Origin of the sequence: Pseudomonas sp. SJZ080, from assembly GCF_007828295.1 — a bacterium.
GTDB lineage: Bacteria > Pseudomonadota > Gammaproteobacteria > Pseudomonadales > Pseudomonadaceae > Aquipseudomonas > Aquipseudomonas migulae_A.
In genome coordinates this window covers 268,790-289,188 of the sequence record NZ_VIUK01000005.1, presented here as the reverse complement: position 1 = coordinate 289,188, position 20,399 = coordinate 268,790, and the positions used below count along the sequence as shown (strand labels likewise).

Genomic DNA, 20,399 nt, shown 5'->3' with positions numbered 1-20,399 from the left:
GCTTGTCGCCATACTTGCCGGACCACAGCCCCACAAAAAAGGCGACCCCCGAAGGGTCGCCTTTTCGTTACTGCCCGAATTGCCGTCCCAGCCCACCCGGCACGCCATGGATATCCGTCTCTTCCCAAGGTCCGTTCGGACTGATCGACCGACTCCAGCCATTGTTGAAGCGGTAATACGTGCGCTGGCGGTAGAAGGTATTGGTCTGGTCATCCAGCACATAAACACCAAGCTTGGGATCCCAATGGCTGTTGCCACCCGGTGGCGGCGCAAAGCTGGCGGAGGTACGTGGCAGCGGTTTCGCAGGCTTGGCCGGAATGCTCGGCTTGCTCGGGGTGGGCGAGGTAGACGGTGTGGGCTTGGGCTGCGAGGGCGGAATCGGCGGCAACGACGTCGGCTCCGGCCGCTGGACCGCACACGCGCTTAACCCCAGAACAAGGCTGAGCAGGGTGATACGAGCGATAGCGGTCATAGTTGCGTTTTCCTGTTATTTATCCGGACTGTCGATGGTCAGTTTTTGCGGCGCGGTGGTGCTGCTGGCCATCGGCTGGCTGCGACCGATCCATTCGCCGGCGGTCGGTTGACCAGCACGGGAGATGCGCGCAACCAGTTGGACTTCAGGGAAGTTCGACAGTTTCAACTGCGGCATCATTGCGTCAGCATCGCCCAGTTCGACAGTTGCCGGCAAGTCAGCCACGGTCAGGCGTTTGGCGGCCAGTGGCGCCGGCGGGCCATTGGTGGCGCGAGCGAAGATGAACACGCTGTCCCCCGGCTGAACCTTGGCTTTGAGCGCTGGTGCCAGGTCGACGCTGACTTTGAGCAACGCCGATTTGACCGCAGGCGCCTGGGCGACCTTGCCGCCGCTGGCTTCGAGTTTTTCGGTGGCGCGGGCAATACCGCCTTGCAGCGCGGCCCGGGAGTTGTCGTCTGGTGGCAGTTGCGCCAGCAGGCGATTCCAGTAGTCGATGGCGTCCTGATAACGCGCGCTCTCAAACGCGGCAATGCCAAGCAGGCCAAGGCTGGTGACTTCCTTCGGATCGGCTTTCAACGCTTCGTCGGTGAGTGCCTGAACCTTGTCCGACCACTTCTTGCCGTCGGCGAAGTACTGAGCCTGCGCCCACTGGCCCAGCAATTCCGGCTGACGACCCGCCAGGTTCACCGTGCGTTCGAAGATCTTCGCCGCATCGCCAGGACGATCCTGCGCCATGTAGGTCCGACCGAGGAAGTACAGGCCTTCTGCTGAATCAGGTTGAGCCGCGACGGCGCGCTCCAGGCGACGGGTCATCTCTTCCATCGACTGTGGCGCCTGAGAGAATTCGCGGGTCAGCTCGACCTTGTCGCTCGCCCCGAAATGCAGGTAGAGACCAAGCCCCAACACCGGCACCAGAATCGCCGCCAGCAGCGGCAACGGTTTGCCCAGCCGCGCCACGCGCGGTGCATCAACGCCTTCAGTGTCGGCGAGCAACTCACGGGCCGCTTCGGCGCGACCGGTTTCCAGTTGAGCAACGTTGAGCACGCCCTCTTCCTGCTCGGTTTGCAACTCAGCCACGCGCTCCTGATACAGCGCGACGTTCAGGGCCGTACGATCCTCTTCCAACTGAGCGCGGCGGCCACGCAGAACAGGGATCAGCAGAAAACTCAGGGCTACCAGAAGCAGCAGACCTGCAGCGAGCCAGAAATCAATCATTCTTGGTTTTATCCAACAGGTGGTCGAGGCGCTCGCGCTCCTCGGCAGAAAGCGCGTCCGGGCTGTCGGCACGTTGCACGCGACGACGGCGGACGATCACGGCGATGATCACAAAACCGCCCAGCAACAGGCCGGCCGGGCCGAACCAGAGCAAGGCAGTCTTGGCGTTCAGAGCAGGCTTGTAGCGGACAAAATCACCGTAGCGATCGACCATGAAATCGATGATCTGCTGATTGTCCTTGCCCTCGCCCAACATGCGGAAAATCTCTTTGCGCAGGTCGGCGGCGATCGGTGCGTTGGAATCGGCGATGTCCTGGTTCTGGCACTTGGGGCAACGCAGCTCTTTGGTCAGCTCGCGAAAACGCTCGCGATCACCTTCCTTGGCAAACTCGTAAGTGTCGATGGCGGCGTGTGCGACGCCGGCCATGCTCAAGCCCAGTACAACAGCGGCTATCCAGCGCTTCATGGCTTGGCCTCATCGACCAGCGCCTGATACTTGGCCGCCAGTTTTTCTCGCCAGACCTGTTCGTCGATCACGCCGACGAACTTGTCGCGGATGATGCCTTTGGCATCGATGAAGAAAGTTTCCGGAGCGCCGTACACACCGAGGTTCAGGCCCAGCGTGCCCTCGTCGTCACGGATGTCCAGTTGATACGGGTTGTGGAACTCGGCCAGCCACTTCAAGGCGTCGGCGTTGACGTCCTTGTAGTTGATGCCGTAGATCACGACGCCCTTCTCCGCCAGTTTGTTCAGCACCGGGTGCTCGACCCGGCAGGAAATGCACCAGGTGCCCCAGACGTTGACCAGTGCCGGTTTACCCACAATGTCAGCTTTGGTCAGGGTCTTGTCGCCCTGCACCGCGGGCAGTGAAAACTCCGGGAACGGCTTGCCGATCATTGCCGAAGGCAGCTCGGCCGGGGCCAGGTATAACCCGCGATAAAGAAACACAGCGACCACCAGAAAAATCACCAGCGGCAACAGCATCAACCAACGCCTCATGCCGTCGCTCCCGTCATGCCCAGTGCTTCACGCACGCGGCTTTTCACCTTGACCCGATAACGCCGGTCCATCGCGGCCAACAACCCGCCGAGCCCCGTGAGCAAACCGCCGAACCAGATCCAGCGCACGAACGGTTTGACGTGTACGCGCACGGCCCAGGCGCCTTCGCCCAGTGGTTCGCCGAGGGCGACATAGAGGTCACGGGTAAAACCGGCGTCGATCCCCGCTTCGGTCATCACCGAGTTCTGCACGGTGTACAGACGTTTTTCCGGGTGCAGCACGCTGATTTCCTTGCCGTCGCGGATCACCCGCACGGTGCCCTTGTCGGAGGTGAAGTTCGGGCCTTCGAAGTGCTTGGCGCCTTCGAACACGAACTGGTAACCGCCCAGGGCCATGGATTCGCCCGGCGCCAGGCGCAGGTCGCGTTCGGCACTGTTCTGGCTCGACAACACGACACCGAGGGCGCACACGGCAATGCCCAAATGCGCAACTTGCATGCCCCAATAGCTGCGGGTCAGGGTCGGCAGGCCTTTGATCAAGCCTTTGTGGCGCGTCTTGTCGAAAATGTCGCGCACGCCGGCCAGCAACACCCAGGCCGCGAGCATGAAGGTCGCGATCACCGCCCAGTTGAAATCGCCGTAAGCGACACCGGCCACCACCGCCAACGCGGCGCTGCCGAGCAACACCGGGGTCAGCATGCTCATCAGCCATTTGACCGGGGTGTCTTTCCAGCGCACCAGCATGCCGACCGCCATCACCACCATCAGCAACGCCATCAACGGAATGAACAGCGCGTTGAAATACGGCGGGCCGACCGACAGCTTGGCACCGGTCATCGCATCGAGGATCAGCGGATACAAGGTGCCGAGCAAAATCATCGAAGCCGCCACCACCAGCACCAGGTTGTTGCCCAGCAGCAGGGTTTCCCGGGACCAGAGGTTGAAGCCGACATGGCTCTTCACCACCGGCGCACGCAGGGCAAACAACGTCAGCGAACCGCCGACCACGAACAGCAGGAAGATCAGGATGAACACGCCGCGCTCCGGATCGGAGGCAAAGGCGTGAACCGAGGTCAACACGCCGGAACGCACGAGGAAAGTCCCGAGCAAGCTCAACGAGAACGCAGCAATGGCCAGCAACACGGTCCAGCTCTTGAACACGCCACGTTTTTCCGTGACCGCCAACGAGTGGATCAGCGCAGTGCCCACCAGCCAAGGCATGAACGAGGCGTTTTCCACCGGGTCCCAGAACCACCAGCCACCCCAGCCGAGTTCGTAGTAAGCCCACCACGAACCGAGGGTGATGCCGATGCCGAGGAAGGCCCAGGCGACGATGGTCCATGGACGCGACCAGCGCGCCCACGCCGCATCAAGACGGCCGCCGAGCAATGCGGCAATGGCAAACGCGAACGCCACGGAGAATCCGACATAGCCCATGTACAGCATCGGCGGGTGGACGATCAGGCCGATGTCTTGCAGCAGCGGGTTGAGGTCACGACCGTCTGCTGGAATTTGCGGCAGGATGCGGGCGAACGGGTTCGAGGTGAGGATCAGGAACAGCAGGAAACCGGTGCTAATCATGCCCATCACCGCCAGCACGCGGGCCAGCATCACTTGCGGCAACTGCCGGGAGAACACCGACACCGCGAAGGTCCAGCCGCCGAGGATCAACGCCCACAGCAGCAACGAACCTTCGTGCGCGCCCCACACCGCACTGAACTTGTAGTACCACGGCAAGGCGCTGTTGGAGTTGCTGGCGACGTAGGCGACGGAGAAATCGTCAGCCATGAACGCGTAGGTCAGGCAACCGAAAGCGAACAGCAGAAACGCGAACTGCCCCCAGGCGGCCGGCTGGGCCAGACTCATCCACAAGCGGTCACCGCGCCAGGCACCCAGCAACGGCACCACGGCCTGAACCAGCGCGAAACACAACGCCAGAATCATGGCCAGATGGCCGAGTTCGGGGATAAACAGCCCTGAACTATAAAGTGCAGATGTCATCGATCAACCCTCCTTCGCGGGCGTTGGAGCAGATTGACCACTGTCTTTCAAAGCCTTGGTCACTTCCGGCGGCATGTATTTCTCATCGTGCTTGGCCAGCACTTCGTCAGCCACCACCACGCCGTCGGCGTTGAGCTTGCCCAGGGCGACGATGCCCTGCCCTTCGCGGAACAGGTCCGGGAGGATGCCGCGGTAGCTGATGGTGACGGACTTGTTGAAGTCAGTGACGATGAATTTCACGTCCAGCGAATCGCCGGAACGTTGCAGCGAACCTTTCTCGACCATGCCGCCTGCACGAATGCGCGTATCTTGGGGCGCTTCGCCATTGGCGATTTGCGTCGGTGTGTAAAACAGATTGATGTTCTGCTGCAGGGCGCTCAGGGCCAGGCCAACGGCAGCGCCGACACCGACCAGGATCGCGAGAATGATGATAAGACGCTTTTTGCGCAGCGGATTCACTTGCCGTTCTCCCGGCGCAGACGACGCGCCTCTTGTTGCAGATACCGCTTGCGGGCCAGGACCGGCGCCGCCACGTTGAGGGCCAGCACCACCAGGCAGATGCCATAGGCTGACCAGACATACAGGCCATGATGACCCATGGCGAGGAAGTCGCCGAATGAAGCAAAACTCATCGAGCGGCCTCCAGACTGTTCTGCACTTCTGCCTTTACCCAACTGGCGCGGGCTTCGCGCTTGAGCACTTCAAGGCGCATGCGCAGCAGCAATACTGCGCCGAAGAAACAGTAGAAACCCAGCGCCGTCAGCAGCAGTGGCAACCACATCTCGGCGGGCATTGCCGGTTTTTCGGTGAGGGTGAAGGTCGCGCCCTGGTGCAGGGTGTTCCACCACTCCACCGAGTACTTGATGATCGGGATGTTGATCACGCCGACAATCGCCAGAACCGCGCAGGCCTTGGCCGCGCTGTCACGATTGCTGATGGCGTTGCCCAGCGCAATAAGACCGAAGTACAGAAACAGCAGAATAAGCATGGACGTTAGTCGCGCATCCCAGACCCACCACGAACCCCAGGTCGGCTTGCCCCAGATCGCGCCGGTGACCAGCGCCACGGCGGTCATCCAGGCACCAATCGGCGCTGCGCATTGCAGGGCGACGTCGGCCAGTTTCATCTTCCAGACCAGCCCGACGATCCCGCACACCGCCAGCATCACGTAGATGGACTGCGCCAGCATGGCGGCCGGAACGTGGATATAGATAATGCGAAAGCTGTTGCCTTGCTGGTAGTCAGGCGGCGCGAAGGCCAGGCCCCAAACGACACCGATGCCGATCAGCAGCAATGCGGCGATGCTGAGCCACGGCAGCAGTTTGCCGCTGATACCGTAAAACCATTTGGGTGAGCCGAGCTTATGAAACCAGGTCCAGTTCATTGCAGTTTCCATCACGGTTGCTACTCGCCATCACGAGTAGCGAAGGGTCTGCCTTTCTTAAAAGAAAGTGATCAAAAATTGATCAGACCTCATTATTATTCGCCGACGCTGATCTTCAGGCCAGCAGCTATTGCAAACGGTGTCAGGGTTATCGCCAGGGCGGTCAGGCTGCCAAGCCACAGGAGATAACCGGTCGCCGGCATGCCCTGCAAGGCCGCCTGCAAGGCGCCACTGCCGAGAATCAACACCGGGATGTACAACGGCAGAATCAGCAGCGCCAATAACAGGCCACCACGCTTCAACCCCACCGTCAGGGCTGCGCCCACCGCACCGAGCAGGCTGAGCACCGGTGTACCGAGCAACAGGGAAAGCAGCAACACTGGCAGACAGGCGGTTGGCAAACCGAGCATCAATGCCAGCAGTGGAGCGAGCAAAACCAGTGCCAGACCAGAGAAGGCCCAGTGTGCCAGTACCTTGGCCAAAACCAGAAGAGGCAAGGGGTGCGGCGAAAGGACCCACTGTTCAAGGGAACCGTCTTCGAAATCACTGCGGAAAAGCCCGTCCAGCGAGAGCAAGACCGATAAAAGGGCCGCCACCCAGACCAGTCCCGGAGACAAGGTTTGCAACAATTGAGACTCGGGACCGACCGCCAACGGGAACAGCGAAACCACGATCGCGAAGAATACGAGCGGATTGGCCAACTCCGCCGGACGGCGGAACAACAAGCGAGCCTCACGGGCGACCAACAGGCCGAAAACACTCATACGGCCCAGTTCCCCAGATCAATATCGCGATAGCCGGCCGGCATCCGGTTCAGCGTGTGGTGGGTGGTCAGCACGACCATGCCGCCACGCTCACAGTGCGCGGCCAGGTGTTCTTCGAGTTGCGCCACGCCTTGTTTGTCGAGCGCGGTGAATGGCTCGTCGAGGATCCACAGTGGCGGACTGTCGAGGTACAGACGCGCCAACGCCACACGGCGTTGCTGCCCAGCGGACAGGGTGTGACAGGGAACATCTTCGAAACCGCGCAGTCCGACAGCGGCAAGCGCTGCCCAAATGGCTTCATGGGAGGCCGGTTGATGCAGGGCGCAGAGCCAGCTGAGGTTTTCTTCCGGGGTCAGCAAATCCTTGATGCCGGCGGCGTGACCGATCCACAGCAGGTTGCGCGCCAGTTCACTGCGTTGTTCGTTCAACGGCTGGCCGTTGAGCAACACTTGACCGGCGGTCGGCTGCATCAGGCCCGACAGCAGACGTAAAAGGCTGGTTTTGCCACTGCCGTTGGGGCCGCTGATTTGCAACATTTCGCCACTGGCCAGTCTCAATTCGAGATTTTCGAAGAGCAGCCGAAGGTCTCGCTCACAGGCAAGGGCAACGGTTTGCAGGACAGGACTGGTCAAGAGATCACGGGCCTTTTGCGGTTCAAGTCGGCGGCGGAACGGCCGCTAAAGAGATGCAGCATAGATGCATTGGCGGCCTGTTCTAGAGAGCTGCGTCAAACAATTGCAATGTTTTCGCCACTCTCCGAAAGACGGGCGGCATTATACATGCCATGCCCTACTCTAAAGAGGGCAATTTCCTCAGGTTGTGACCGCGTATGACAGGCGAAATGAACATCCTCCCGCTACCACCGACCACGCCCGCGACATCGCGTCCGCAGGTGGTGAGTGGCGACTTGCTCAAGCTGCTGACGCCGATGGAGGGGCTGATCACCGCCGGGCAATCCGCCAAGGCCGAAGTGCTGTCGCTCAAGCAGGCGGATCAGACCTTTCAACTGCTACTCAAGGTCACCCTCGAAAGCGGCCGTCAGACCACGGTTCAGGCCACCAGCAGTCAACCGTTGCCTCAGGGCACGAACCTGGCGATCACCCAGCCCTCGGCGAGCAACCTGGCCATCACCGTGCAACAGGCCATCGCCGCAAGCGTTGCCACCCTCACCCGCCTCGACACGGCGCAATTGCCGGTGGGCACCTTGCTGCAAGGCAAAGTGCTGACGTCCCAGGTGATGCCGCAAGTGCCGGGGCAGCCAACGGTTTTTCGCTCGCTGGTAAGCCTGCTGAACACGTCACTGAGCGGCAGCACCCTGAGCATCGACAGCCCGACGCCGCTGCGCATCGGCACGTTGTTGAGCGCGCTGGTACAAGACGCCCAGACCCTGAAATTCGTCCCGCTGAGTAACCGTCAGGAGCAATTGGCAGTCTCCCAGCAACTGGTCAGCCAGCAAAGCCGCCAAGGCTCGCTGGACGGATTGCTCAAACTCCTGCAAAACCTTCCAGCCTCGAATCAGACCTCCAGCGACCTGCGAGCCGCCGTGGACAGGTTGCTCGCCGGCCTGCCGGACGTTCAGCAACTGAGTACACCCAAAGGCCTGGCCCTGGCCCTGGCCAATAGCGGCCTGTTCCTTGAGGCGAAGTTGCTTACCGGGCAAAACCCGACACTGGCACCCGATATGAAAGGCGACCTGCTCAAGCTGATCGCGCAATTGAGTCAGGGGCTGCCGGCCAATACCAACCTCAACGCGATCATTGCGGCCAACACCCTGGCCCAGACCATGCCCAGTTTCGTGCGCAGCGCCCTCGGCATGCTCGGTCAGGTCAGCGCCAAACCACAGCCGACCAGTTTCCCCCTGCCCGAGCGTTTTCTGCAAAACCTGGAGGGGGAAGATGATCTGGAGCACTTGCTGCGCTTGGCCGCCGCAGCGGTTTCACGCCTGCAAAGCCATCAACTGTCGAGCCTGGAGCAGACCGGCGTCACGGACGACGGTCGGCTGATGAGCACCTGGCAGCTGGAAATCCCCATGCGCAACCTGCAGGACATCGTGCCGCTGCAGGTCAAGTTTCAGCGCGAGGAAGCGCCCGAAAAAGATCAACCCAAGGAACGCCGTGACGAACGCGAACCCAAACAACAACTGTGGCGCGTCGAGTTGGCGTTCGACATGGAGCCGCTGGGCCCCTTGCAGATTCAGGCGCAGTTGATCGAAGGCAGCCTGTCCAGCCAGCTGTGGGCCGAGCGCCCCTACACCGCCAGCCTGATCGAGAGCAACCTGGCCGGGCTGCGCGAACGCTTGCTGGCGTCAGGCCTGAACGTCGGCGATCTCGATTGCCACTTGGGCACACCACCGCAAGGGCCGCAAACCCGTCTCGAACAACGCTGGGTCGACGAAACCGCATGAGAAATTCCGATACGCCACGCCAGGCCATCGCCCTCAAATACGACGGCACCCACGCCCCGACCCTCACGGCCAAGGGCGACGAAGAACTGGCAGAAGAAATCCTGAAGATTGCCCGCGATTATGAAGTGCCGATTTACGAGAACGCCGAGCTGGTGAAACTGCTGGCAAGGATGGAGCTGGGTGACAGTATTCCGGAGGAGTTGTACCGCACGATTGCCGAGATCATTGCGTTTGCGTGGAATCTGAAAGGCAAGTTTCCGCAGGGGCATGATCCGAGTGCGTTGATGGTCGAGAAGGACATCACCGATCGCGGGGATGATTACTGATGTGTGTTGAATGCAAAAAATCGCAGCCTCGTTGCACTCGACAGCTCCTACAGGGTGAATGCCATCCCATGTAGGAGCTGTCGAGTGCAACGAGGCTGCGATCTTTTGGCCTGTCAGTTCTTGTGCAACTTGCTCATCAACTCCGCCTCAGCCTGGGTCAACCCGCAGGACTGAGTCAGTTCATCAACGCTCGCCCCCATTCCGACCAGGCGGGCTGCCTGGGCGAACGACAGACTCGACGGGTCGCGCTGTTCAAGCTGAGCCAGCTTGTCCGGCAACGGCCCGACGACAGCACGCAGTTCATGCAGGTCTTCACCCATGCGCACGTTGCCGCTCTGATAGTCGTCAACGCGCTTGGCCAGGTCCTTGATGCGCTGATCACGCAACGCATCGCCCTGGGCCTGTTGCGCAGCGATCTGCCGCTGGCCCCGAATGTACGCCAGAAACATCGCCAGCGTGCCTGCCCAGAAAAGGAACAGGACAATGACCGCAACCTCAAGAATCAATCAGATACTCTCCAGTTCCGACCATTCTTCTTCGCTCATCATCTTGTCCAGCTCGACCAGGATCAGCAATTCGTTGTTCTTGTTGCACACGCCTTGAATGAACTTGGCGGACTCTTCGTTACCCACGTTCGGCGCAGTCTCGATTTCCGACTGACGCAGGTAAACCACTTCGGCCACGCTGTCGACCATGATGCCGACCACTTGCTTGTCGGCTTCGATGATGACGATCCGGGTGTTGTCGCTGATCTCGGCATTCATCAGGCCGAAGCGCTGACGGGTGTCGATCACGGTGACCACGTTACCGCGCAGGTTGATGATGCCCAGCACGTAGCTCGGGGCACCTGGGACCGGGGCGATTTCGGTGTAGCGCAGGACTTCCTGAACGCGCATCACATTGATGCCGTAGGTTTCATTGTCCAGCTTGAAGGTTACCCATTGCAGGATCGGATCTTCGGAACCCTTTGCAGACGACGCCTTATCATTCATACCCTGACCCCTCGAAAAACCGCCCTAGCGGTGTGTGTTCGTTGCGATGGCAAGTCACTTGCCCCGCCTGTTTTTATGTCGGTTTGTGGACCGGCTTGCTGCCGCCCATGTGTTTTGCCCCACCGCTGGCGATCAACTCGGCCAGTTCGGAAACGTCAAGCAACGCACACATGTGTTCAATCACAGTGCCCGCCAGCCATGGCCGTTGACCACGGTGAGTGCGCCACTTGATTTCGTTCGGGTCCAGGCGCAACGAGCGGCTGACCTGATGCACCGCAAGCCCCCACTCGTAGCCCTGAACCGAAATAACGTATTGCAGCCCCTGACGGAAGTCATCGCGATAGCGGTCGGGCATGACCCAACGGGCGGTATCGAGCACTTTCAGATTGCCGGCCTGGCTCGGCAGAATCCCGAGGAACCATTCCGGCTGACCGAACAGCGGTGTCAGCTCCTGACCGGCCAGGGAATAAATCGAGCCCAGGCACACCAACGGCACCGCCAGGGTCAACCCGGCGACATCGAACAGCAGGCATTCGAACGGCTCGGCGGCCCAGACAGGACGACCGTCGGTTTCCACCGGTGGCGGCGTGTTGCTCGGTGGCAAATGAACTTCGACGATCGGCGGCACCAGGGCTTGCAGCAGCGGCGCGATGGTGGAGACGGGGGCCAAAACCGGCGCCGGCGCCTCGATCAGTGCCACCGGGGCCTTCACCACAGGTGCTGCGACCGGTGCGACAACGGCCGCCGGTTTCTCAGCCGGTTTCTGTGCATCACGCGCCTGCTCTTCAAGCACCGCAGCCTGGAACTCGTCCAGCGCCGCTTCAACCTCGACCACCTCGGGGATCGCTTCGATTTCCGGCGGCAACTCTTCGGTCGCGTCCATCAGCAAGCTGTCCAGATAAGACTGGAGCGCAAGTTGTGGACGGGAAGTGATTTTTACCGGGCGATTCATCTCACGCCACCTGCGCAACGGATTGCTGGGTCAGCATGTGCTTGAGCAGCGCGCGGTAGGCCATCACGCCGCGGCTCTTGCCGTCGAATTGCGAAGGCGTCACGCCGGCACGGCTGGCATCGCGCAAACGCGTGTCAACCGGGATGTAGCCTTGCCAGATTTCTTCAGGGTACTTGTCGCGCAATACCCGCAAGGTCCCGAGAGACGCCTGGGTGCGCCGATCAAACAGGGTCGGCACGATGCTGAATGCCAGTGGCTGTTTGCGTGAGCGGTTGATCATCGCCAGGGTGTTGACCATGCGCTCCAGGCCTTTGACCGCCAGGTGCTCGGTCTGCACCGGAATCACCAATTGCTGACTGGCCGCCAAGGCATTGACCATCAGCACACCGAGCAACGGCGGGCTGTCGATTACGGCGTAATCGAAGTCCTGCCACAGTTGCGCCAGGCTCTTGGCAATCACCAGGCCCAAACCACTCTGGCCCGGCGACTGACGCTCAAGCGTCGCCAGCGCAGTGCTCGACGGCAACAGGGAAATACTCGCGTGACTGGTGGGTAACAGCAACTGACCGGGCAAGCCTTGCGGCACGCTGCCCTTGTGCAGGAACAGGTCGTAGCTGCTGTGTTCCAGGCTGTCGGGATCGTAACCGAAGTAGCTGGTCATCGAGCCGTGGGGGTCCAGATCGACCACGACCACGCGCTTGCCCGCCTCGGCCAGCAACCCGGCTAAAGCGATGGAGGAAGTGGTTTTACCAACACCACCCTTTTGATTGGCAACGGCCCAGACTCTCATTCGGATTGTTCCACCCGGTCGGGTCGACCGGGAAATAGCTCAACGTATTAATGCGGGTGACGGAGAATTGACGGCGTTCTCTCGTCCCGGCGACTTGACCGGTGCAGGTGCAGTTTGTGTGCCAGCACGCTTCAACGCGGCATCCGGTTGCGCATGGGCGGTTCCGGTGCCGGTGAGGCTGCGACGTACATCGAGATTTCGTGACACGACCAGCACCACGCGACGGTTGCGCGCCCTGCCCTCTGCCGTGGCGTTGTTGGCCACCGGCTGGAATTCGCCATAGCCCACCGACGCCAGCCGGCCCGGATTCACACCCTGCATCGCCAGCATGCGCACGATGCTCGCCGAACGCGCCGAGGACAGTTCCCAGTTGGTCGGGTACTGCGCGGTGCGGATCGGTTGATCGTCGGTGAACCCTTCGACGTGAATCGGGTTGTCGAACGGCTTCAGGATCGCTGCGACTTTATCGATGATGTTGAACGCCATGTCGCTGGGCATGGCATCGCCACTGCCGAACAACAGGCTGGAATTGAGTTCGATCTCGACCCACAGCTCGTTACCGCGAACGGTCATCTGATTGGAGCTGATCAAGTCGCCGAACGCGGCACTGATGTCATCGGCGATGCTTTTCAGCGGATCACTGGCCCCGGAAATACCAGCGTCGACTTGCTCGCTGTCCTTGACCAGCGGCTTGGCCGGGGTCACGGTTTTCGGACGCTCTTCACCGATGGGGATCGGCTTGAGCGCCCGATCCGAATCGGTGAACACGCCGATCAACGCTTGCGAAATGATCTTGTACTTGCCTTCGTTGATCGAAGAGATCGAGTACATCACCACGAAAAAGGCGAACAGCAACGTAATGAAGTCGGCATAGGAAACGAGCCAGCGTTCATGGTTTACATGTTCTTCAGGTTGTCGACGACGAGCCATAGTCCATTACCCCCATCAATCCATGAAGCCCTGAAGCTTCAACTCAATAGAGCGAGGGTTTTCACCTTCGGCGATCGACAGAATGCCTTCCAACAACATTTCGCGATAACGCGACTGGCGCAATGCAACGGATTTGAGTTTGGCGGCGATCGGCAGCAGCACCAGGTTGGCACTGGCCACGCCGTAGATGGTGGCGACGAAGGCCACGGCAATGCCGCTGCCCAGTTGCGACGGATCGGCCAGGTTGCCCATGACGTGGATCAGGCCCATCACCGCACCGATGATGCCGATGGTCGGCGCATAGCCGCCCATGCTTTCGAAGACTTTGGCGGCTTCGATGTCGCGGCTTTCCTGGGTGTAGAAATCCACTTCCAGAATGCTGCGAATCGCTTCCGGCTCGGCGCCGTCGACCAGCAGTTGCAGGCCTTTGCGCGAGTAGGCGTCGGGTTCGGCGTCGGCCACACCTTCCAGACCGAGCAGACCCTCCTTGCGAGCGGTCAGGCTCCAGTTCACCACGCGGTCGACGCCGCCAGCCAGGTCCACGCGAGGCGGGAACAGGATCCAGCCGAGAATCTGCATGGCGCGCTTGAAGGCGCTCATCGGCGATTGCAGCAGCGCCGCACCGACGGTCCCGCCGAGTACGATCAACGCCGCCGGGCCGTTGGCCAGTGCGCCGAGGTGACCACCTTCAAGGTAGTTGCCGCCAATGATGGCGACAAACGCCATGATGATCCCGATAAGGCTGAGTACATCCATCAGATACACGCCTCGACCAGGTGCTTGCCTATGTCGTCGAGACCGTACACCGCATCGGCGAGTTCGGCTTTGACGATGGCCATCGGCATGCCGTAGATCACGCAGCTGGCTTCATCCTGAGCCCAGATCGAGCTGCCGCCCTGCTTGAGCAGACGCGCACCTTCACGGCCATCGGCGCCCATGCCGGTCAGTACGACCGCCAGAACTTTGTCACCGTAGGACTTGGCCGCCGAACCGAAGGTGATGTCCACGCACGGCTTGTAGTTCAGACGCTCGTCGCCCGGCAGGATTTTCACCGCGCCACGGCCATCGATCATCATTTGCTTGCCACCCGGTGCCAGCAACGCCAGGCCCGGACGCAGGATGTCGCCATCCTCGGCTTCCTTGACGCTGATGCGGCAGAGCTTGTCCAGACGTTCGGCGAAGGCTTTGGTGAACGCCGCCGGCATGTGCTGGATCAGCACGATCGGGGCAGGGAAATTGGCCGGCAATTGCGTCAATACGCGCTGCAGGGCAACCGGGCCACCGGTGGAAGTGCCGATGGCAACCAGCTTGTAGGCTTTGCGCTTCGGCGCCGGCGACGACGGTGCGTGCGCAGGTGCACGGGCCGGGATCGGTGCCGGACGTGCAGGGACGTTGCTGCCATGACTGCTGACGCTGGAAGGTGCGGGGGACGGGGCTGGCGTCGAGACCGGCGCCGGTGCCGGCGCGCTGTAAGCGCTGACACGACGGTTACTGCGCGAAATGCTGAGAATCTTCTCGCACAGCAGTTGCTTGACCTTCTCGGGATTGCGCGAGATGTCTTCGAAATTCTTCGGCAGGAAATCCACCGCGCCGGCATCCAGTGCATCCAGAGTGACCCGGGCGCCTTCGTGCGTCAGCGAGGAGAACATCAACACCGGGGTCGGGCAGCGCTGCATGATGTGCCGCACTGCCGTGATGCCATCCATCATCGGCATCTCGTAGTCCATGGTGATCACGTCCGGCTTGAGGGCCAGCGCCTGATCGATCGCCTCTTTTCCGTTGGTTGCCGTGCCGACAACCTGGATATTCGAATCCGCTGAAAGAATTTCCGAGACGCGGCGGCGGAAAAACCCCGAATCGTCCACCACCAGGACCTTGACTACCATAAACACTCCGTTAGGCGGGGGCGAGGCTCAGTCGCCCCGCTCCCCCAGAATCAAATACGCCGTGCGGCGTAACGCTTGAGCATGCTCGGAACATCGAGAATCAGCGCAATGCGGCCGTCACCGGTGATGGTGGCGCCGGACATGCCCGGGGTTCCCTGGAGCATTTTGCCCAATGGCTTGATGACCACTTCTTCCTGGCCGACCAGTTGATCGACGACGAAGCCGATCCGCTGGGTGCCTACCGAAAGGATCACCACATGGCCTTCGCGCTGCTCTTCGTGAGCAGCGGAGCTGACCAGCCAGCGTTTGAGGTAGAACAGTGGCAGCGCCTTGTCCCGCACGATCACCACTTCCTGACCGTCCACCACGTTGGTGCGCGACAGGTCGAGGTGGAAGATCTCGTTGACGTTCACCAGCGGGAACGCAAACGCCTGGTTGCCGAGCATGACCATCAGCGTCGGCATGATCGCCAGGGTCAACGGCACCTTGATGACGATCTTCGAGCCTTTGCCCTTGGTCGAGTAGATGTTGATGGTGCCGTTGAGCTGGGCGATCTTGGTTTTCACCACGTCCATGCCCACGCCACGACCCGACACGTCGGAGATCTCGGTTTTGGTCGAAAAACCCGGTGCGAAGATCAGGTTGAAGCAGTCAGACTCACTGAGCCGGTCCGCCGCATCCTTGTCCATCAGACCTTTCTTGACCGCGATGCCGCGCAACACATCGGCGTCCATGCCCTTGCCGTCGTCGGAGATGGACAGCAGGATGTGGTCGCCTTCCTGTTCAGCGGACAAAATCACTTTGCCGCTTCGCGGTTTGCCCATCGCTTCACGATCAGCCGGCTCTTCGATACCGTGGTCGACCGAGTTGCGCACCAAGTGGACCAGCGGGTCGGCCAGTGCCTCGACAAGGTTCTTGTCGAGGTCGGTTTCTTCGCCGACCAGCTCCAGGTTGATCTCTTTCTTGAGCTGGCGAGCCAGGTCGCGAACCAGGCGCGGGAAGCGCCCGAAGACCTTCTTGATCGGTTGCATCCGGGTCTTCATGACCGCGGTTTGCAGGTCGGCGGTGACCACGTCGAGGTTCGACACGGCCTTGGACATGGCCTCATCGGCGCTGTTGGCGCCCAGGCGAACCAGGCGGTTACGCACCAGTACCAATTCGCCAACCATGTTCATGATTTCGTCGAGACGCGCGGTGTCGACCCGCACGGTGGTCTCGGCTTCGCTGGCCGGCTTTTCCGCCGGTGGCGCAGCCGGTGCACGGGCTGGCGCCGGTGCAGCAGCGGCAGCAGGCTTCGGCGCTTCGGCTTTAGGCTCGGGCGCCTTGGCGACAGGTGCCGGGGCTTTGGCAACGGGTGCCGCTACCGAAGAAGCGGCGGAACCGGTGCCGACTTCAGTGAATTTGCCTTTACCGTGCAATTCGTCGAGCAGCGATTCGAACTCGTGATCCGAGATCAGATCACTGCCGGCCGCTTTGGCGCCAGGCACAGCGGCGACCGGGGCCGAAGCAATGGCCGACTCCAGCGCGTCGACGGCAAAGTTGCCCTTGCCGTGCAGCTGATCGAGCAGCGCTTCGAACTCGTCGTCGGTAATGTCGGAACTGTCGCCTGCCGCTTTCGGGGCAGCCGGTGCGGCGGGTGCAGCAGGAGCTGCCACCGCGTCGACGGCGAACTGACCTTTGCCGTGCAGTTGATCGAGCAACGACTCGAATTCTGCGTCGGTGATTTCGTCGCTGGCAGCGGCATCGCCGGCTGGCAGCGGAGCAGCTGTCGGAGCCTCGGCCTGAGCCTTGACGGCGTTCAGCGAGTCCAGCAGTTGTTCGAATTCGTTATCGGTGATGTCGCCTGATTCGGCTTCGACAGCCGGCTCTTCCGCCACTTGAGCCACAGGTGCGGCTTCATCGGCGGTTTGCGGCTCGGCCAGACGGGCCAGGGCCGCGAGCAATTCAGGCGTGGCAGCCGTGATCGGGCTGCGCTCGCGGACTTCGCTGAACATGCTGTTCACCGCGTCCAGCGCTTCGAGAACCACGTCCATCAACTCCGAGTCGACGCGACGTTCACCCTTGCGCAGGATGTCGAACACGTTCTCGGCGATGTGACAGCACTCCACCAGCTCGTTGAGCTGGAGGAAGCCGGCGCCCCCTTTTACAGTGTGAAAACCGCGAAAAATTGCATTGAGCAAGTCCGCATCATCCGGTCGGCTTTCAAGTTCGACCAGCTGTTCGGACAGTTGCTCTAGAATCTCGCCGGCCTCAACCAGGAAATCCTGAAGGATCTCTTCATCGGCGCCGAAGCTCATTAAGGGTGTGCTCCTACAGGTCTAAAAACCTAAAATACCTAAAATTCTAAAACCCTAGGCTGGATAGCAAATCGTCCACATCGTCCTGACCGGACACAACGTCTTCTCTTTTATCGGCATGAATCTGCGGACCTTCACCCTGAGAGAGATGTTTTTGCGGATCTTTTTCAGCAAGCATCGCTTCACGGTCATGTTCGATGCCCGCAAAGCGGTCCACCTGACTGGCCATAAGCACGAGCTTGAGCAGGTTGCTTTCAACTTCGGTGACCAACTGGGTCACACGCTTGATCACTTGACCTGTGAGGTCCTGGTAATCCTGAGCGAGCAGAATGTCGTTGAGGTTGCTCGACACCGCGCGGTTGTCCGCGCTGCTGCGTGTCAGGAAACCGTCGACACGCCGTGCCAGCTCGCGAAACTCTTCAGCCCCGACTTCGCGACGCATGAACCGCCCCCAATCCGTGCTCAGCGCCTGGGCTTCATCGCTCAGGCTGTTGACCAATGGCGTAGAGTTTTCGACCAGGTCCATGGTGCGGTTGGCTGCGGCCTCTGTCAGCTTGACAACGTAGCCCAGTCGCTCGGTGGCATCTGTGATCTGGGACACTTCCTCGGCTTGCGGCATGTGCGGGTCAATCTGGAAATTGACGATCGCGCTGTGCAGCTCGCGGGTGAGCTTGCCCACTTCCTGATACAGGCCACGGTCACGGGTCTGATTGAGCTCATGGATCAGTTGCACAGCGTCGCCAAACTTGCCTTTTTCAAGGCTTTCGACCAGTTCGACTGCGTGTTTTTTCAGGGTCGATTCAAAATCGCCCTGTGAAGATTCGTTTTGGTCCATAGCTCCCCCGTGGCGCAGTTTCTCAACCGATGCGTTCGAAAATCTTCTCGATTTTTTCTTTTAACGCCTGGGCCGTGAAGGGTTTGACCACATAGCCGTTAACACCGGCCTGGGCCGCTTCGATGATCTGCTCGCGCTTGGCTTCAGCAGTCACCATCAGCACTGGCAGGTGCTTGAGCTTTTCATCGGCGCGCACGTGACGCAGCAGATCGATACCGGTCATGCCAGGCATGTTCCAGTCCGTTACCAGAAAGTCGATGCTCCCGCTGTTGAGAACCGGAATGGCAGTAATGCCATCGTCAGCCTCGACCGTGTTGGTGAACCCAAGGTCACGCAACAGGTTTTTTATGATCCGCCGCATCGTTGAGAAGTCATCAACGATGAGGATTTTCATGTTCTTGTCCAATTCGACCTCCAAGCAGTCTTAAACGCGCCCAGCACCTGGACGCGCCATTTCAATCAATCCGGCAAAGCACTCAATGACTGTCTGGAGCACAACAGATCGAGACCGGCGCAGTTCAACACCACACCAGCCACGTTCGCAGTGTCCCCACACTGCCTTCAGCGCGCTCGCCACTCCCCCAAACGCCCCCGCAAACGGGCCGCGCACTGGCTGTGTAACTGGCTGACCCGAGATTCGCTGACCCCCAGGACCTCACCGATTTCCTTGAGATTCAACTCTTCGTCGTAGTACAGCGCCAACACCAGTCGCTCACGCTCCGGCAAATTGGCAATCGCGTCCGCCAGCGCCGCCTGGAAGCGTTCATCTTCCAGATCGCGTGACGGCTCGAGATGAGCACTCGCGCCATCCTCGTGCAGCCCTTCGTGTTCGCCGTCCTGCAACAGATCGTCGAAACTGAATAACCGGCTGCCCAGGGTGTCGTTCAAAATCCCGTAGTAATCGTCGAGACTCAATTGGAGTTCGGCCGCAACTTCGTGATCTTTAGCGTCACGGCCGGTTTTAGCTTCAATCGAGCGAATTGCGTCGCTGACCATGCGGGTATTGCGGTGGACCGAACGTGGCGCCCAGTCCCCCTTGCGGACTTCATCGAGCATCGCGCCGCGGATTCGAATGCCCGCGTACGTCTCGAAACTCGCGCCTTTGCTAGCGTCGTATTTGGTCGATACTTCAAGCAGGCCGATCATGCCGGCCTGGATCAGGTCTTCGACCTGAACACTGGCTGGCAATCGCGCCAGCAAGTGGTAAGCAATGCGTTTGACCAGTGGCGCGTAACGCTCGATCAGCTCGTACTGCGCGTCACGCGCCGACTTCTTGTAGAGGTTATAACCGCTGGCTGTCATAGCACGGGTCCTGCCGTTTGTTGCACGAGGCGCTCGACGAAAAACTCCAGGTGCCCACGCGGGTTGGCAGGCAGCGGCCAGGTATCGACCTTTTGTGCGATGGCCTTGAAGGCCAGGGAACACTTGGAACGCGGGAAAGCTTCATAAACCGCGCGCTGCTTCTGAACGGCCTTGCGCACGCTTTCGTCGTACGGCACCGCACCGACGTATTGTAAGGCGACGTCGAGGAAGCGATCCGTGACCTTGGTCAACTTGGCGAACAGGTTGCGCCCTTCCTGCGGGCTCTGGGCCATGTTGGCGAGGACGCGGAAGCGGTTCATGCCGTAATCGCGGTTCAGCAGTTTGATCAGTGCATAGGCGTCGGTGATCGAGGTCGGCTCGTCGCAGACCACCAGCAGGACTTCCTGCGCGGCGCGAACGAAACTGACTACCGAGTCACCAATGCCCGCAGCGGTGTCGATCACCAGAACGTCGAGGTTGTCGCCGATATCGCTGAACGCCTGGATCAGGCCGGCGTGTTGCGCCGGGCTCAGATGCACCATGCTCTGAGTGCCGGACGCCGCCGGGACGATGCGGATACCGCCGGGCCCCTGCAACAACACGTCGCGCAGCTCACAGCGGCCTTCGATGACATCGGCCAGGGTACGTTTGGGTGTCAGCCCCAGCAGGACGTCGACGTTCGCCAGCCCCAGATCGGCGTCCAGCAGCATGACGCGCCGGCCGAGCTCAGCTAGAGCCAGGGACAAGTTCACTGACACGTTAGTCTTCCCGACGCCACCTTTGCCGCCGGTCACCGCGATCACCTGTACGGGATGCATGCTGCCCATGTTATTTCTTTACCTTGTCTTGCA

The 20,399-nt window shown here is 60.6% G+C and carries 24 protein-coding genes; 2 read left to right on the top strand and 22 right to left on the bottom strand.

The features are described 5' to 3' along the window. Window positions 1–67: 67 nt before the first annotated feature. The 10 genes from FBY04_RS10290 to ccmA form a co-directional block, all read right to left on the bottom strand. Complete coding sequence (locus tag FBY04_RS10290; RefSeq protein WP_084320591.1) at window positions 68–472, bottom strand: hypothetical protein; 405 nt, start codon at window positions 470–472, stop codon at window positions 68–70. 15 nt (window positions 473–487) lie between these two features. After that, a complete protein-coding gene (gene ccmI, locus FBY04_RS10285) occupies window positions 488–1,687 on the bottom strand; it encodes a c-type cytochrome biogenesis protein CcmI (RefSeq protein WP_084320590.1) in 1,200 nt (399 codons plus the stop codon). Beyond that, window positions 1,680–2,153: a cytochrome c-type biogenesis protein gene (locus FBY04_RS10280; RefSeq protein ID WP_017337212.1), complete on the bottom strand. Its 474-nt coding sequence runs from the start codon at window positions 2,151–2,153 to the stop codon at window positions 1,680–1,682. Before FBY04_RS10280 ends, ccmI begins: the two co-directional genes overlap by 8 nt. Next, window positions 2,150–2,686 (bottom strand): DsbE family thiol:disulfide interchange protein, encoded by a 537-nt coding sequence (locus FBY04_RS10275; protein WP_145315147.1) that lies wholly within the window; start codon window positions 2,684–2,686, stop codon window positions 2,150–2,152. The genes FBY04_RS10280 and FBY04_RS10275 overlap by 4 nt, the downstream gene beginning before the upstream one ends. Then, complete coding sequence (locus tag FBY04_RS10270; RefSeq protein ID WP_145315146.1) at window positions 2,683–4,686, bottom strand: heme lyase CcmF/NrfE family subunit; 2,004 nt, start codon at window positions 4,684–4,686, stop codon at window positions 2,683–2,685. Before FBY04_RS10270 ends, FBY04_RS10275 begins: the two co-directional genes overlap by 4 nt. 3 nt (window positions 4,687–4,689) lie before the next feature. Continuing rightward, a complete protein-coding gene (gene ccmE / locus FBY04_RS10265; protein ID WP_008026817.1) occupies window positions 4,690–5,145 on the bottom strand; it encodes a cytochrome c maturation protein CcmE in 456 nt (151 codons plus the stop codon). Beyond that, on the bottom strand, window positions 5,142–5,318 hold the full coding sequence (gene ccmD, locus FBY04_RS10260; protein ID WP_017337208.1) for a heme exporter protein CcmD: 177 nt from the start codon (window positions 5,316–5,318) through the stop codon (window positions 5,142–5,144). Before ccmD ends, ccmE begins: the two co-directional genes overlap by 4 nt. Continuing rightward, window positions 5,315–6,070 (bottom strand): heme ABC transporter permease, encoded by a 756-nt coding sequence (locus tag FBY04_RS10255; RefSeq protein WP_084320587.1) that lies wholly within the window; start codon window positions 6,068–6,070, stop codon window positions 5,315–5,317. The genes ccmD and FBY04_RS10255 overlap by 4 nt, the downstream gene beginning before the upstream one ends. A gap of 95 nt (window positions 6,071–6,165) precedes the next feature. Beyond that, window positions 6,166–6,834, bottom strand: coding sequence for a heme exporter protein CcmB (gene ccmB / locus FBY04_RS10250; protein WP_084320586.1), 669 nt, complete (start codon window positions 6,832–6,834; stop codon window positions 6,166–6,168). After that, the gene (gene ccmA / locus FBY04_RS10245; protein WP_145315145.1) at window positions 6,831–7,466 is read right to left on the bottom strand and encodes a cytochrome c biogenesis heme-transporting ATPase CcmA; all 636 of its coding nucleotides are present in this window, start codon (window positions 7,464–7,466) and stop codon (window positions 6,831–6,833) included. Before ccmA ends, ccmB begins: the two co-directional genes overlap by 4 nt. A gap of 197 nt (window positions 7,467–7,663) precedes the next feature. Here ccmA and FBY04_RS10240 point away from each other — a divergent pair, with 197 nt between their 5' ends. Continuing rightward, window positions 7,664–9,238, top strand: a complete 1,575-nt coding sequence (locus FBY04_RS10240; RefSeq protein ID WP_145315144.1) for a flagellar hook-length control protein FliK — start codon at window positions 7,664–7,666, stop codon at window positions 9,236–9,238. Beyond that, entirely contained in the window at window positions 9,235–9,564 is a 330-nt protein-coding gene (locus FBY04_RS10235) for an EscU/YscU/HrcU family type III secretion system export apparatus switch protein (RefSeq protein WP_084320583.1), read from the top strand. Before FBY04_RS10240 ends, FBY04_RS10235 begins: the two co-directional genes overlap by 4 nt. Window positions 9,565–9,677: 113 nt before the next feature. Here the strand turns inward: FBY04_RS10235 and FBY04_RS10230 are convergent, their stop codons facing one another. From FBY04_RS10230 to fleN, 12 genes are all read right to left on the bottom strand, one after another. Continuing rightward, window positions 9,678–10,070, bottom strand: coding sequence for a DUF2802 domain-containing protein (locus tag FBY04_RS10230; protein WP_017337202.1), 393 nt, complete (start codon window positions 10,068–10,070; stop codon window positions 9,678–9,680). Continuing rightward, window positions 10,071–10,556 carry a chemotaxis protein CheW gene (locus tag FBY04_RS10225; protein WP_008024622.1) on the bottom strand — a complete coding sequence of 162 codons (486 nt, stop codon included), beginning with the start codon at window positions 10,554–10,556 and terminating at the stop codon, window positions 10,071–10,073. It lies immediately after the preceding gene. Window positions 10,557–10,629: 73 nt separating this feature from the next. Next, the gene (locus FBY04_RS10220) at window positions 10,630–11,508 is read right to left on the bottom strand and encodes a CheW domain-containing protein (protein WP_145315143.1); all 879 of its coding nucleotides are present in this window, start codon (window positions 11,506–11,508) and stop codon (window positions 10,630–10,632) included. Between the two features lies 1 nt (window position 11,509). After that, a complete protein-coding gene (locus FBY04_RS10215; protein WP_084320581.1) occupies window positions 11,510–12,298 on the bottom strand; it encodes a ParA family protein in 789 nt (262 codons plus the stop codon). Between the two features lie 39 nt (window positions 12,299–12,337). Beyond that, window positions 12,338–13,228: a flagellar motor protein MotD gene (motD, locus tag FBY04_RS10210; RefSeq protein ID WP_084320580.1), complete on the bottom strand. Its 891-nt coding sequence runs from the start codon at window positions 13,226–13,228 to the stop codon at window positions 12,338–12,340. 15 nt (window positions 13,229–13,243) lie between these two features. Beyond that, a complete protein-coding gene (locus FBY04_RS10205; RefSeq protein ID WP_017337198.1) occupies window positions 13,244–13,984 on the bottom strand; it encodes a flagellar motor protein in 741 nt (246 codons plus the stop codon). Then, window positions 13,984–15,114 carry a chemotaxis response regulator protein-glutamate methylesterase gene (locus FBY04_RS10200; RefSeq protein ID WP_145315142.1) on the bottom strand — a complete coding sequence of 377 codons (1,131 nt, stop codon included), beginning with the start codon at window positions 15,112–15,114 and terminating at the stop codon, window positions 13,984–13,986. Before FBY04_RS10200 ends, FBY04_RS10205 begins: the two co-directional genes overlap by 1 nt. Window positions 15,115–15,164: 50 nt before the next feature. After that, a complete protein-coding gene (locus FBY04_RS10195) occupies window positions 15,165–17,411 on the bottom strand; it encodes a chemotaxis protein CheA (RefSeq protein WP_084320578.1) in 2,247 nt (748 codons plus the stop codon). 46 nt (window positions 17,412–17,457) lie between these two features. Further along, a complete protein-coding gene (locus tag FBY04_RS10190; protein WP_084320577.1) occupies window positions 17,458–18,246 on the bottom strand; it encodes a protein phosphatase CheZ in 789 nt (262 codons plus the stop codon). 22 nt (window positions 18,247–18,268) lie between these two features. Next, entirely contained in the window at window positions 18,269–18,640 is a 372-nt protein-coding gene (locus tag FBY04_RS10185; protein WP_008006721.1) for a chemotaxis response regulator CheY, read from the bottom strand. 167 nt (window positions 18,641–18,807) lie between these two features. After that, a complete protein-coding gene (gene fliA, locus FBY04_RS10180; protein WP_007894214.1) occupies window positions 18,808–19,548 on the bottom strand; it encodes an RNA polymerase sigma factor FliA in 741 nt (246 codons plus the stop codon). After that, on the bottom strand, window positions 19,545–20,375 hold the full coding sequence (gene fleN, locus FBY04_RS10175) for a flagellar synthesis regulator FleN (protein WP_008001746.1): 831 nt from the start codon (window positions 20,373–20,375) through the stop codon (window positions 19,545–19,547). Before fleN ends, fliA begins: the two co-directional genes overlap by 4 nt. Window positions 20,376–20,399 lie beyond the last annotated feature (24 nt).

Excerpts from the sequence above, each read along its gene's own strand:
- FBY04_RS10225 (WP_008024622.1), bottom strand. The coding sequence starts at position 10,556 with ATGAATGATAAGGCGTCGTCTGCAAAGGGTTCCGAAGATCCGATCCTG.
- FBY04_RS10215 (WP_084320581.1), bottom strand. The coding sequence starts at position 12,298 with ATGAGAGTCTGGGCCGTTGCCAATCAAAAGGGTGGTGTTGGTAAAACC.
- fliA (WP_007894214.1), bottom strand. The coding sequence starts at position 19,548 with ATGACAGCCAGCGGTTATAACCTCTACAAGAAGTCGGCGCGTGACGCG.
- FBY04_RS10195 (WP_084320578.1), bottom strand. The coding sequence starts at position 17,411 with ATGAGCTTCGGCGCCGATGAAGAGATCCTTCAGGATTTCCTGGTTGAG.
- FBY04_RS10220 (WP_145315143.1), bottom strand. The coding sequence starts at position 11,508 with ATGAATCGCCCGGTAAAAATCACTTCCCGTCCACAACTTGCGCTCCAG.
- fleN (WP_008001746.1), bottom strand. The coding sequence starts at position 20,375 with ATGGGCAGCATGCATCCCGTACAGGTGATCGCGGTGACCGGCGGCAAA.
- FBY04_RS10185 (WP_008006721.1), bottom strand. The coding sequence starts at position 18,640 with ATGAAAATCCTCATCGTTGATGACTTCTCAACGATGCGGCGGATCATA.
- FBY04_RS10275 (WP_145315147.1), bottom strand. The coding sequence starts at position 2,686 with ATGAGGCGTTGGTTGATGCTGTTGCCGCTGGTGATTTTTCTGGTGGTC.
- FBY04_RS10205 (WP_017337198.1), bottom strand. The coding sequence starts at position 13,984 with ATGGATGTACTCAGCCTTATCGGGATCATCATGGCGTTTGTCGCCATC.
- ccmI (WP_084320590.1), bottom strand. The coding sequence starts at position 1,687 with ATGATTGATTTCTGGCTCGCTGCAGGTCTGCTGCTTCTGGTAGCCCTG.
- FBY04_RS10280 (WP_017337212.1), bottom strand. The coding sequence starts at position 2,153 with ATGAAGCGCTGGATAGCCGCTGTTGTACTGGGCTTGAGCATGGCCGGC.
- FBY04_RS10255 (WP_084320587.1), bottom strand. The coding sequence starts at position 6,070 with ATGAACTGGACCTGGTTTCATAAGCTCGGCTCACCCAAATGGTTTTAC.
- FBY04_RS10290 (WP_084320591.1), bottom strand. The coding sequence starts at position 472 with ATGACCGCTATCGCTCGTATCACCCTGCTCAGCCTTGTTCTGGGGTTA.
- motD (WP_084320580.1), bottom strand. The coding sequence starts at position 13,228 with ATGGCTCGTCGTCGACAACCTGAAGAACATGTAAACCATGAACGCTGG.
- FBY04_RS10240 (WP_145315144.1), top strand. The coding sequence starts at position 7,664 with ATGACAGGCGAAATGAACATCCTCCCGCTACCACCGACCACGCCCGCG.
- FBY04_RS10200 (WP_145315142.1), bottom strand. The coding sequence starts at position 15,114 with ATGGTAGTCAAGGTCCTGGTGGTGGACGATTCGGGGTTTTTCCGCCGC.
- FBY04_RS10190 (WP_084320577.1), bottom strand. The coding sequence starts at position 18,246 with ATGGACCAAAACGAATCTTCACAGGGCGATTTTGAATCGACCCTGAAA.
- ccmB (WP_084320586.1), bottom strand. The coding sequence starts at position 6,834 with ATGAGTGTTTTCGGCCTGTTGGTCGCCCGTGAGGCTCGCTTGTTGTTC.
- ccmD (WP_017337208.1), bottom strand. The coding sequence starts at position 5,318 with ATGAGTTTTGCTTCATTCGGCGACTTCCTCGCCATGGGTCATCATGGC.
- FBY04_RS10235 (WP_084320583.1), top strand. The coding sequence starts at position 9,235 with ATGAGAAATTCCGATACGCCACGCCAGGCCATCGCCCTCAAATACGAC.
- FBY04_RS10270 (WP_145315146.1), bottom strand. The coding sequence starts at position 4,686 with ATGACATCTGCACTTTATAGTTCAGGGCTGTTTATCCCCGAACTCGGC.